Below are 12,049 nucleotides of genomic sequence, written 5' to 3'. Positions count from 1 at the left end.
GATGCTGACAGTCGAAAACGCAAATCTGCATTATGGTGCCGCACAGGCGCTGCGCGGCATCTCCATCAAGGCCGAGATGGGCAAGATCACCTGCGTGCTCGGACGCAATGGTGTCGGCAAGAGCTCGCTCTTGCGCGCCGTCACCGGCCAGCATGCGCTGTCGGCGGGAACAGTCGCGTTCAACGGCGTGACGCTGAACGGCATGGCGCCCTTTGCCCGCGCCAAGCAGGGTATCGGCTATGTGCCGCAGGGCCGTGAGATCTTTCCTCTGCTCACGGTGAAGGAGAATCTGGAAAGTGGTTATGCACCGCTCTCGCGCCGCGATCGCAATATTCCCGACGATATCTACAGCCTGTTTCCGGTGCTGAAATCCATGCTGTCGCGACGCGGCGGCGATCTGTCGGGCGGCCAGCAACAGCAGCTGGCCATCGGCCGGGCGATGGTGACGCGGCCGAAGATCCTGGTGCTGGACGAGCCGACCGAGGGCATCCAGCCCTCGATTATCAAGGATATCGGCCGGGCAATCCGGTATCTGAGAGACTCCACCGGCATGGCGATCCTGCTGGTCGAGCAATATCTCGATTTCTGCCGCGAGCTTGCCGATTACGTCTACATCATGGATCGCGGCGAGATCGTGCATGAGGGGCTGGCCGAGACGCTGGATACGCCGGAGGCTCGTCGACATCTGACGGTCTGAAGAGTGCCTTTCTTTTCGGCGTTTGACGAAAAATGAAGCGGCTCCCGCCCATGGCAGGCCGCTCCCGCGGGCTATTTCATAAGGCACAGAAATTGCTTGCGTTTATTCCTTGCCGGGTTTCAATGATCCGACCTTGGCATGATGTGGTAAGTGGAGAGACGGAATGGCGATGGCGGCGGCGAGCACGAGACCGCAGAGGGCGCGGGGTCGCGGTCATCTGGCGGCCAAGTCGCTTGGCGGCCGCACGCGCCTTGCCGAACTCTTTCAGGAAGGGGCGGCGAAGATCCGGCTGCCTGAAACCTTCGACAGTTCCATGGAAGCGGTCATCATCAATACGGCTGGCGGCCTCACCGGCGGCGACCAGATGGACTGGAGCATCGTTGCAGCACCAGGCACGCGCATCGATGTGACCACGCAGGCCTGCGAGAAGATCTACAAGGCTTCGGCCGACACCGCCATGATGCAGACCTCCATCAAAGTCGGCGCCGGCGCGCGCGTCGATTGGCTGCCGCAGGAAACCATTCTGTTTGACCGCGCCTCGCTGTCGCGCAAACTCAATGTCGAACTCGACGCTTCAGCTGAATTTCTCGCCGTCGAGGCTATCCTGCTCGGGCGCAAAGCCATGGGTGAGGCAATGGCGCAAGGATTGTTCCGTGATCGCTGGCGCATCCGTCGCAACGGGCGGCTGATCCATGCCGAGGAGCTGCGGCTCGATGGTGATATCGCGGCTTTGACGGCAAGGAGCGCCGTATTGGGCGGTCAGGTAGCCTTCGCGACGCTGCTTTATGCCGGGCCGCTCGCGGAGACTTATTTGCGTCAGGTCCGGCTGCTTGTCGAAAGCCATGTTGGGGGCGTCAGTCACTGGAGCGACAAGCTCGTGGTGCGGCTTGCCGCTGCCGATGGCTTCGCGCTGAGAAAAATCCTGATCCCGATCATTTCCGCCTTGCGCAATGGTGCGCCTGTGCCGAAAGTCTGGAACCTGTAGTCCCCGGAGCCGGATGATTTCAGGCCTGCTTGACCTAAAATCATCCGGTTCCAAAATCAAAGAAGTAGAACATGATGTCGTCCGAAAACTGCTCACACGTTTCGGCATCATGCTCTGAAAACAGCAATCACGTAGGTAGGCGATGAACCTCACTCCAAGAGAAAAAGACAAGCTGCTGATTTCCATGGCGGCGATGGTGGCGCGGCGGCGGCTGGAGCGCGGTGTCAAGCTCAACCATCCCGAAGCCATCGCGCTGATCAGTGATTTCGTGGTCGAGGGTGCCCGCGACGGTCGTCCGGTTGCCGAGCTGATGGAGGCAGGCGCTCACGTCATCACCCGCGATCAGGTGATGGAGGGCATTGCCGAGATGATCCACGATGTTCAGGTCGAGGCGACATTTCCCGACGGGACCAAGCTCGTCACCGTCCACGAACCGATCCGGTAACGCCGCGATGCTGGAGCTCAGACCCAATTGCGAATGCTGCGACAGGAACTTGCCGCCGGAAAGCCCCGACGCGATGATCTGCACCTTCGAGTGCACGTTCTGTGTCGATTGCGTTGGCGGCGTACTGGGTGGCATCTGCCCGAATTGCGGTGGTGAGTTCGTCCAACGGCCCATTCGCCCGGCGGCGCTGCTCGCCAAATATCCCGCTTCGACCAAGCGTATTCTGAAAGCTGAGGGCTGTGCGCCCGTCCGGGCTGCATAAGGAAAAAGATCATGATCCCAGGTGAAGTCATTACAGCAAGCGGCGATATCGAGCTGAACGTCGGTGCCGCCACCGTGACGCTGGAGGTTTCCAACACCGGCGACAGGCCGGTGCAGGTCGGCAGCCATTATCATTTTGCCGAGACCAATGGCGGCCTGGCCTTCGATCGAGACAAGGCGAAGGGTATGCGGCTGGATATTCCAGCCGGCACGGCCGTGCGTTTCGAGCCCGGCCAGACTCGCCAGGTGACGCTCATCCCTCTATCCGGCAAGCGCGAAGTCTACGGCTTTCGCCAACAGATCATGGGCAAGCTCTAGGCTCGGGAGGAGGAGTTATGTCAATGAAATTGCTTGCATCCGCTGCATTCTTTGCAGCGACCTTGATGTGCGGCGCAGCCTTCGCGCAGAGCGACGCGGACGAACCGCAGATCGATTGTTCGAAGGCCGAGGCGCAGACGGATCTGAATATCTGTGCGGCGCGCGATTTCGACACGGCCGACAAGGCGCTGAACGCGCAATACAAGAAAACGCGCGCTGCGATGGTCGCGATCGATGCCGATCTGGAAAACGATATGAAAGGTGCCGAAAAGGCACTCCTGAAGGCGCAGCGCGCTTGGGTGGATTATCGCGACGGCGAATGTGAAGCGGCAGGCTTCCAGGCGCGGGGCGGATCGATGGAGCCGATGCTGGTTTCCGGCTGCAAGGCCGACTTGAGCAAAAAGCGGACCAAAGAACTGAAGGAACTTGCCGACGGGATCGGAGGCGATCAATGAGCGCAAGGCGCACGGTGATGATCGTCGGCAATGGTGAGATCGCGGCGGGTGCGGCGGCCATGATCGATGCCGCCGACAAGGTCATCCGCTTCAATGATTGCCGCTCGATGGGTGCCGGCGGCAGCCGCACCGATGTCGTTGCGGTCTGCAATACCGGCCGGCCGGCGCGTGCCATGCTCGGTTCCGCAGAGTGGCGCAGGAGCCCTGCTGTCGCCTCCGCCTCGGAAATCTGGAGCGTGCGGGATCCAGTCAAATTCGCTGCATTGCGCGGGCCGCTGTCGTTGTCGCATCCGGAACTCGATGATTTCTGCGACGACTATACCGACCAATTCACTGCTTTCTGCCAGGCGACCGGCAAACGCCATGTCGTCATCGGCCAGTCCATTCATGAGGGCGTCGATCTGGCGCTCGCTGTCCATGAGCCCGGCTCCTATGTGGTGCCGAGCAGCGGCATGATCGTGATTGCCGAGGTGCTGGCGCACCATCCCGACGACGATATCGCCATTACCGGCTTTAGCCATACGGGCTGGGACGAGCATCCTTTTGCCGCCGAGAAGCGGCTGGTGGACAGCTACGTTTCCTCCGGCCGCCTAAGGCGTCTCGCCGATACGAACCCTATCTCTGCCTCCCAAGGAGACTGATCGATGCCCTACAAGATTTCCCGCGCCGCCTATGCCAGCATGTTCGGACCGACGGTCGGCGACAAGGTGCGGCTGGCCGATACCGAATTGTTCATCGAGGTAGAGAAGGACTTCACCACCTATGGCGAGGAAGTGAAATTCGGCGGCGGTAAGGTCATTCGCGATGGCATGGGGCAGAGCCAGGTGACCCGGGCCGCCGGGGCCGTCGATACCGTCATCACCAATGCTTTGATTGTCGATCATTGGGGGGTGGTGAAGGCGGATATCGGATTGAAGGATGGCCGCATCGTCGCGATCGGCAAGGCCGGCAATCCGGATACGCAGCCTGGGGTCAACATCATCGTCGGGCCGGGCACGGAGGCGATTGCGGGTGAGGGCAAGATCGTTACCGCCGGCGGCATGGACAGCCATATCCATTTCATTTGCCCGCAGCAGATCGAAGAAGCGCTGATGTCAGGCATCACCACCATGCTTGGTGGTGGCACCGGCCCGGCGCATGGGACGCTGGCGACCACCTGCACGCCGGGACCCTGGCATCTGGCTCGCATGATCGAGTCCTTTGACGCCTTTCCGATGAATATCGGTCTCTCGGCCAAAGGTAACGCCTCGCTGCCGGCAGCGCTGGAAGAGATGGTGCTTGGCGGTGCCTGTGCGCTGAAGCTGCACGAGGACTGGGGCACGACGCCGGCGGCCATCGACTGCTGCCTGAGCGTCGCCGACGAATACGACGTGCAGGTGATGATCCACACGGATACGTTGAATGAAAGCGGTTTCGTGGAGGACACGATCGGCGCCATCAAGGGGCGCACGATCCATGCTTTTCACACGGAAGGTGCCGGCGGCGGTCACGCTCCTGATATCATCAAGATTTGCGGCCAGTCTAACGTCATCCCGTCTTCGACCAACCCTACGCGGCCCTATACGGTTAACACCATCGCCGAACATCTCGACATGTTGATGGTTTGCCATCACCTGTCGCCGTCGATCCCGGAAGACATCGCTTTTGCCGAAAGCCGTATCCGCAAGGAGACCATCGCCGCCGAGGATATCCTGCACGATATCGGCGCTTTCTCGATCATCTCATCCGACAGCCAGGCCATGGGCCGCGTCGGCGAAGTGGCGATCCGCACCTGGCAGACCGCCGACAAGATGAAGCGCCAGCGCGGCCGGCTGGCCCAGGAAACTGGCGATAACGACAATTTCCGGGTGAAGCGCTATATCGCCAAATATACGATCAACCCGGCCATCGCCCATGGCGTCAGCCATGAGGTAGGGTCGATCGAAGTCGGCAAGCGTGCCGATCTGGTACTCTGGAACCCGGCCTTTTTCGGCGTTAAACCCGAGATGGTTCTCCTCGGCGGCTCCATTGCAGCGGCGCCCATGGGCGATCCGAACGCCTCGATTCCGACGCCGCAGCCGATGCATTATCGCCCGATGTTCGGCGCTTATGGCAAGAATCGCACCAATTCCTCGGTGACCTTCGTCTCCCAGGCCGCCTTCGATGCAGGGCTTGCGGCCAAGCTCGGCGTTGCCAAGGCGCTGCTGCCGGTGAAAAACACGCGCGGCGGCATTTCCAAGGCTTCGATGATCCACAACAGCCTCACGCCGCATATCGAGGTGGATCCCGAGACCTATGAAGTGCGGGCCGACGGTGAGCTTCTCACCTGCGAGCCGGCGACGGTGCTGCCGATGGCCCAGCGTTACTTCCTGTTTTGATGAAGGCTGTGGAAATCAACTACCAGTGGACGAGAAAGCCCCGGAAACGGGGCTTTCGCCATTTCATGCAGTTAATGCAGCGTTATCAGTGGTTTGTGGAGACAGATCCGCGCCTCACCCTGGATTTCCTGAAAAAGTAGATGCCATCGGCCATCCACGATTGTTCACAAGTTGGGAAATGCACCGCATTTTAATCATTGTGTTAAAGACCTGGAAGCGCCTTCACCCCTATCTCACATGACTGAAACGGTGGCAGAAGAAGGTGAATCGCATGAGACGATGGATTTCGCTGCAAGCTGAGATCGGTAATTTTCAGCATCCGCGTGCGATTTATATTTTCGCGCTTAAGATGAGTTTTGCAGCCGTCATCCTGTCGCTTGTGATCATGATTGCGATGCTTCCCGTGCTGCAATGGTTGGATCTTTTGCCGTTGCCGCTCCTCGAGGCAATGCGCTTCGGTGTCCTGCTGGCATGGATCATAGGCGCTACCGTTTCCGGCGCATTGGCCGTGTTCGCAGGGTTTGCGATCCATCGGCTCGCAGTATCCCGCGCCGAATTCGAGCGGCTGAGCCGCACCGATATGCTGTCCGGCCTGTTCAACCGCCGCGCCTTCACCGAAGCCCTGAATGAGGCTGGTCATGATGCGTCGCTGGTGATCTTCGACGTTGACCGGTTCAAGACGATCAATGATCGCTTCGGCCATGCATCCGGCGATGCGGTCATCGCGGCGGTATCGCAGATATTTGCCGATGTCTTCACGGGTGAGGACGTGATCGCCCGTCTTGGCGGCGAGGAATTCGGCGCCATCATTCACGGTGGCGACAATGACGAGCGCATCGCCCGCATCGAGGACATCAAGGAACAGATCGCCAACCACCCGATTGCCGTCGACGGCGGCTCGGTGAAAATCACCATCTCGGCGGGAATCGCGGATATCGGCAAGGATCGAAAGGCGGCCGCCGTCTATGCTGCGGCCGACAAGGCGCTTTATCTTGCCAAGACGCTGGGCCGCAATCGCGTCATTCACGAGCGCGAGCGGCTGTCCCAGGTCTGGCATCGTTGCGCGACCGAGCATGAGCACGAAGCCATGACCGATCCTGTGGAACTGCAGCGCTACGTGCAGCGCATGTAGTGTTTGGCAGGCGGCATTGGTGCTTGCACCGGAGGCGACTATTTTGCATGGTCTGGCAGAGTTTTGAATTGGACCTGTCATGCTACACGTAACCTCCTATCTTCCGGCCGGCACTCCTTCTTCCAACCCGATCGATCGTGTCGTTCTGCCGCATGATCTGCGGCACCTGCGCCGCAAGCTGCTGCATCTCGAAAACGGCGAGATGGTCATGCTCGACCTGAAGGAGCCGGTGCTGTTTGCCAATGGCGATCTGCTGGTTCGTGAGGACGGCGAGCTGATCGAGATCGTGGCGGCAGACGAAAAGCTGTTCGAAATCAAGCCACGCGATCGCCGGCATCTCATCGAGCTTGCCTGGCATCTCGGCAATCGGCATCTGCCGGCGCAGATCGAAGAGGAGCGTATCCTTATCTTGCGTGATCATGTCATCCGCTCCATGCTTGAAGGGCTTGGCGCCACGGTGGCCGAGGTCAGCGAGCCTTTCCAGCCGGCGCGTGGCGCCTATCATTCCCACGGCAGCCATTCGCATGGCCACGGCAGTGACCATGATCACGGGCATGGCCACCATTCGCATGATTGAACGATTGTGAGCGAAGAACTGGTATCCGACGGTCGTGATCTGCAGGCGCTGTTGCGGCTGATGGCATGGCTGTCACCGGCTTTTCCGATTGGGTCTTTTGCCTATTCGGGCGGCCTCGAACGGGCAGTGCATGACGGGCTGGTTCACGACAGCAAGAGCCTGAAGGATTGGATCGAGACCATCATCCATCATGGTGCTGTCTGGAATGACGCCGTGTTGCTTGCCGAAGCGCACCATGCGGGGGAAGATGCGCCGCGGCTTGCGGCCGTCGTGGAACTGGCGGAAGCGCTGGCTGGGTCCAAAGAGCGTCACACCGAGACGATGTTGCTCGGAGAAGCCTTCCTGTCCGCCGCCGGGGCATGGCCGCACGGGATCTTTTCGATCCTGCCGGCAAAGGCCGCTTATCCGGTCGCGGTCGGCGCGGTTGCCGGCGCGCACGCTATTCCGGTCGAGAAGGCGCTTGCCGCCTTCCTGCATGCCCTGGCGTCGCAGATGCTGTCTGCGGGCATCCGGCTCGGCGTCAGCGGGCAGAAGGACGGAGTTGCCATTCTGGCGGCCCTGGAAGCTGCCATCGCCGATGTGGCGAAGCGGGCGGGGCGATCCAATCTCGACGATCTCGGTGCGGCGACGGTGCAGGCGGATATTGCCAGTCTGCGCCATGAAATCCAGGGCACACGGCTGTTTCGGTCGTGATGTGCAGCCCTGGGAAAATCCCGCAATGAGGCAGGACCTACGTCATTCGCCGCTGTGCGGCGGGCGGGCGCTTCGCTATGCTGTTGCTTTATCGGAGTTGTGAGCATGAAATCGAGAAATGGACCTTTGCGCGTCGGCATCGGCGGCCCCGTCGGCTCAGGCAAGACGGCGCTGACGGAGAAGCTGTGCAAGGCGATGCGTGACGACTATTCCGTCGCCGTCGTCACCAATGATATCTATACGACGGAAGATGCGGAAGCGCTGGTGCGCATGCAGGCGCTGCCGTCCGACCGTATCGTCGGCGTTGAAACCGGCGGCTGCCCGCACACTGCCATTCGCGAGGATGCGACGATCAACCTGCAGGCCATCGCCGGCCTCAACGAGCGGCTTCCGGATCTCGACGTCGTCTTCATCGAATCCGGTGGCGATAATCTGGCCGCGACCTTTTCGCCTGATCTGGCCGATATCACCATCTACGTCATTTCGGTGTGTCAAGGCGAGGAGATCCCGCGCAAGGGCGGCCCCGGCATCACCAAGTCGGATCTGCTCGTCATCAACAAGAAGGATCTGGCGCCTTTCGTCGAGGTCGATCTCGATGTGATGGACCGTGACGCCACCCGCATGCGCCAGGCTCGCCCTTTCGTGTTTTCCGACATGAAGCGCGGCGAGGGCGTCGGTACGATCGTCAGTTTTCTAAAGGAACAGGGCGGCCTTTGAGCCGCCCCGTCTTTATCAGTGTCGTAGAGGCGAGCTGACTGATGTTCAGCTCGCGCCAAAGCCTATTCGGCCGCGAGCGGTGGCAGCTTCAGCACATTCGCGCCGCTTGACCGGTGGCCTCTGCCATCCTTGTTCTCAACCATCTCCAGACGCTCCTCGAGAGTGGCGAGCGATTTCCGGTTTTCGTCGATGGCGCTCGCCAGGCCTTCCTTGGTCAGGACTTCGTCATCGGCATCCTTCCTCCCGACGAGCTTGCCGAAGAGGAAGCCGAACAGGCGCGACAGGTCGTCCATGATCAGGAAGAAGGACGGCACGACCACCAGGCTGAGCACGGTGGAGACGATAATGCCGCCGATCACGGCAATCGCCATGGGCGCGCGGAACGAGCCGCCTTCGCCGACGCCGAGCGCTGACGGCAGCATGCCGGCCGACATGGCGATCGAGGTCATGATGATCGGACGCGCGCGCTTGCGTCCGGCCTCCACTACGGCTTCCAACCGTGGCATGCCTTGATGCATCATCTCGATGGCGAAATCGACGAGCAGGATGGCGTTCTTGGTGACGATGCCCATCAGCATGAGAATGCCGATCATGACGGGCATGGACAGCGCATTGCCGGTCATGATGAGTGCCAGTGCCACGCCGCCGATCGCCAATGGCAGCGACAGCAAGATGGTGAAAGGCTGGATCACGTTCTTGAACAGCAGGATCAGCACGGTCAGAACAAGCAGAAGGCCGAGCAGCATGGCGTTGCCGAAGCTCTGCATCATCTCTTTCTGCACCTTGGTGTCGCCGCTTTCCGCCAGATGCACGGTCGACGGGATTTTGGCGCTCTTGACGATGTCAAGGAAGTGCTCGGATGCCGTATCCAGCGCTACGCCCTGTGGCAGATCGGCGCCGATGGAGACGACACGGAAGCGGTTGTTGCGCTTGATTGAAGACAGACCCTCGGAATAGTTGATATCGGCAACGCTTGAGAGCGGTACGCTGGTGGCTGTCGACGCCTGTCCGGTGGTGCCCATGGACGTCTTGATGCGCAACGCACGAATGGCGGCCAGATCACGACGCATGCCGAGCGAAGCCTGAACGCGGATCGGTATCTGGCGATCGTCGAGCGAGATCTTCGCAAGCGAAGCGTCGATATCGCCGATGGTGGCCACACGCACCGTATCGGAAATCATCTGCGGTGTGATGCCGAGGCGTGCCGCCTCATCCTTGCGCGGATAGATCTGCAGCTCGGGACGCGGCAGCGCGCCGTCGGCGCTGACATTGGCGAGGGCCGGATCGGTGCGAAGCTTGGCCTCCAGAATGCCGACGGCCTGGTTCAGATCCTTCTCGTTGCGGGAGAGGAAGTTGTAAGTCAGGTCGCGATCGCCGCGGTCGTTGAGCTTGGTGATGCGGACGTCAGGGATATCTCGCAACTTTGCGAAGACTTCCTTTTCCACATCCCATTGCGGGCGCTCGCGACCGTGCACGGCGACTTTCGGCAGGTGAGGGCCGATCACTGGCAGCGAGCCGAGCATGTCGTTCACCAGTTTCTTGACAAGCGACTGATCGAGCTTGCCAAGCGTTAATGTCACCGTCGCGCGGCGCAGTTCCAGATCGCCCTTCGGCGAAGCGCCACCGAGAACGAAGACGCTTTGGACGCCGTCGATGCCCTTGACGCGCCGATAGATTTCATTGGTCGCCTGCTCGGTATCCTCGAGCCGTGCGTTCGGCGGCAGTTCGGCCGAGAGCACGATACGCGACGAGTCCTCCGGCGGAATGAAGCTACCGGGCACGAACATGACGAGCGCAACCACGGAGGCAATGGAGAAGGCGAAAGCCGCCAGCAGCGTCGGATAGCGCGTATACCAACGCTTCGTCGTGATCCGTACCAGCCAGCTATAGCCGCGCATGAGGCGTCCGTCGTTGTCGTGGTGATCGTCAACGCCGTCTTCTGCGCGCATGAGATAGGCAGCCATCATCGGTGTGATCAAACGCGCCACAAGCAGCGAGAAGAACACCGAGAAGGCGACCGTGAGGCCGAACTGGATGAAGTACTGGCCTGGAATGCCCGGCATGAAGGAGACCGGCACGAAGACAGCGATGATGGTGAAGGTCGTCGCAATGACGGCCAGACCGATCTCATCGGCAGCATCGATTGCGGCGCGATACGGCGTCTTGCCCATCTTGATATGGCGGGCGATGTTCTCGATCTCAACGATCGCGTCATCGACAAGAATGCCCGTTGCCAGCGTCAGCGCCAGGAAGCTGATAAGGTTCAGCGAGAAACCGATCTCGCTCATGATCCAGAATGTCGGGATCGCGGAGAGCGGCAGGGCAACAGCGGAAATCAGCGTCGCACGCCAATTCCGCAGGAAGAGGAAGACCACGAGAATGGCCAGTAGCGCACCCTCGAGCAGCGTGTGCATCGCCGCTTCGTAGTTGCCATAGGTGTAGTAGACAGAGTCGTCGATCATTTCGATCGTGACGTTCGGGTTTTCGGCGCGAACCTTATCGAGCGTGTCGGCAACCGTCTTGGCGACCGTTACCTCGCTGGCGCCTTTGGCGCGAAACGCGGCGAAAGTGGCGACGGGGGTGCTGTTGAACCGCGAGAACGACTTCGGTTCCTGATAGGTGTCCTTGATCACTCCGAGGGCGGAGAGCTTGACGAAGCGGCCGTTGGTCAGCGCGATCGTGGTGTCGGCGAGCTGCGCGACGTTGCGGGCGTCACCGAGGACGCGGATTGCCTGCTCGCTGCCGGCAACTTGACCGCGGCCGGAACCGAGGTCGATGTTGGTGCCGCGCAACTGCTGGCTCACCGACAAGGCGGTAATGCCGTAGGCGTTTAGCTTGTTCGGATCGAGCTCAATGCGGACCTCTCGGTCAGCGCCGCCGTAGCGATCGACGCGGCCGATACCGGCCTGACCCTGCAAGGCACGCTTGACCGTGTCGTCCACAAACCAGGACAGCTCTTCCAACGTCATATTCGGCGAGGAAACGGCAAAGCTCTGAATTGCCTGACCTGCGACGTCGACCTTGGAGACGATGGGCTCATCGATTGTGGACGGCAGGTTGCCGCGGATACGGTCGATGGCATCCTTTGTGTCCTGAACGGCCTGCTCGGTCGGTACTTCCAGACGGAAGATGACGACGGTCTGCGATTGGCCGTCGGTCACGGTCGATTGTATTTCGTCGATGCCGTTGATGCCGGCGACGGCGTCTTCAACCTCTTTCGTCACCTGCATTTCGAGCTCGGCGGGCGAGGCGCCGCTCTGCGTCACGGTGACGTTGACCACAGGTACGTCGATGTTCGGAAACCGGGTAATCGGCAGATTGAAGAAGGCGTGGGCGCCCACCACCATCAGCAGGAAGAAGCCGAGGAGCGGGGCGATCGGATTTCGGATGGACCAGGCGGAGAAGTTCATCT

The 12,049-nt window shown here is 60.6% G+C and carries 13 protein-coding genes; 12 read left to right on the top strand and 1 reads right to left on the bottom strand.

Annotated features, from left to right (window positions below; all coding sequences use genetic code 11):
* Nucleotide 1: 1 nt before the first annotated feature.
* The 12 genes from urtE to ureG all read left to right on the top strand — a co-directional run bounded on the left by urtE (nucleotide 2) and on the right by ureG (nucleotide 8,637).
* Nucleotides 2–697, top strand: coding sequence for an urea ABC transporter ATP-binding subunit UrtE (gene urtE / locus ACQZ6F_RS10410; RefSeq protein ID WP_199150318.1), 696 nt, complete (start codon nucleotides 2–4; stop codon nucleotides 695–697).
* 163 nt (nucleotides 698–860) lie between these two features.
* Nucleotides 861–1,682, top strand: coding sequence for an urease accessory protein UreD (locus tag ACQZ6F_RS10405; protein ID WP_449091879.1), 822 nt, complete (start codon nucleotides 861–863; stop codon nucleotides 1,680–1,682).
* Between the two features lie 142 nt (nucleotides 1,683–1,824).
* Nucleotides 1,825–2,127: an urease subunit gamma gene (locus ACQZ6F_RS10400; RefSeq protein ID WP_034476417.1), complete on the top strand. Its 303-nt coding sequence runs from the start codon at nucleotides 1,825–1,827 to the stop codon at nucleotides 2,125–2,127.
* A 7-nt stretch (nucleotides 2,128–2,134) separates the two neighbouring features.
* Nucleotides 2,135–2,389 (top strand): DUF1272 domain-containing protein, encoded by a 255-nt coding sequence (locus tag ACQZ6F_RS10395; RefSeq protein ID WP_267550591.1) that lies wholly within the window; start codon nucleotides 2,135–2,137, stop codon nucleotides 2,387–2,389.
* Between the two features lie 11 nt (nucleotides 2,390–2,400).
* Nucleotides 2,401–2,706 carry an urease subunit beta gene (locus tag ACQZ6F_RS10390; protein ID WP_449091880.1) on the top strand — a complete coding sequence of 102 codons (306 nt, stop codon included), beginning with the start codon at nucleotides 2,401–2,403 and terminating at the stop codon, nucleotides 2,704–2,706.
* A 23-nt stretch (nucleotides 2,707–2,729) separates the two neighbouring features.
* Nucleotides 2,730–3,161, top strand: a complete 432-nt coding sequence (locus ACQZ6F_RS10385; RefSeq protein WP_449091881.1) for a lysozyme inhibitor LprI family protein — start codon at nucleotides 2,730–2,732, stop codon at nucleotides 3,159–3,161.
* Between the two features lie 17 nt (nucleotides 3,162–3,178).
* Nucleotides 3,179–3,802 carry a Urease operon accessory protein gene (locus ACQZ6F_RS10380; RefSeq protein ID WP_449092392.1) on the top strand — a complete coding sequence of 208 codons (624 nt, stop codon included), beginning with the start codon at nucleotides 3,179–3,181 and terminating at the stop codon, nucleotides 3,800–3,802.
* 3 nt (nucleotides 3,803–3,805) lie between these two features.
* Complete coding sequence (ureC, locus tag ACQZ6F_RS10375) at nucleotides 3,806–5,518, top strand: urease subunit alpha (protein ID WP_449091882.1); 1,713 nt, start codon at nucleotides 3,806–3,808, stop codon at nucleotides 5,516–5,518.
* 271 nt (nucleotides 5,519–5,789) lie between these two features.
* A complete protein-coding gene (locus tag ACQZ6F_RS10370) occupies nucleotides 5,790–6,650 on the top strand; it encodes a GGDEF domain-containing protein (RefSeq protein WP_449091883.1) in 861 nt (286 codons plus the stop codon).
* A gap of 79 nt (nucleotides 6,651–6,729) precedes the next feature.
* Complete coding sequence (gene ureE, locus ACQZ6F_RS10365; RefSeq protein WP_449091884.1) at nucleotides 6,730–7,227, top strand: urease accessory protein UreE; 498 nt, start codon at nucleotides 6,730–6,732, stop codon at nucleotides 7,225–7,227.
* 60 nt (nucleotides 7,228–7,287) lie between these two features.
* Nucleotides 7,288–7,920, top strand: a complete 633-nt coding sequence (locus tag ACQZ6F_RS10360; RefSeq protein WP_449092393.1) for an urease accessory protein UreF — start codon at nucleotides 7,288–7,290, stop codon at nucleotides 7,918–7,920.
* Nucleotides 7,921–8,025: 105 nt separating this feature from the next.
* On the top strand, nucleotides 8,026–8,637 hold the full coding sequence (ureG, locus tag ACQZ6F_RS10355; RefSeq protein WP_068401472.1) for an urease accessory protein UreG: 612 nt from the start codon (nucleotides 8,026–8,028) through the stop codon (nucleotides 8,635–8,637).
* 62 nt (nucleotides 8,638–8,699) lie between these two features.
* Here the strand turns inward: ureG and ACQZ6F_RS10350 are convergent, their stop codons facing one another.
* The gene (locus ACQZ6F_RS10350; RefSeq protein ID WP_449091885.1) at nucleotides 8,700–12,047 is read right to left on the bottom strand and encodes an efflux RND transporter permease subunit; all 3,348 of its coding nucleotides are present in this window, start codon (nucleotides 12,045–12,047) and stop codon (nucleotides 8,700–8,702) included.
* Nucleotides 12,048–12,049: the final 2 nt, after the last annotated feature.

It is taken from the genome of Rhizobium sp. A22-96 (genome assembly GCF_053521805.1).
The sequence above is the reverse complement of the archived record's forward strand: the minus strand, read 5'-3'. Positions and strand labels throughout refer to the sequence as shown.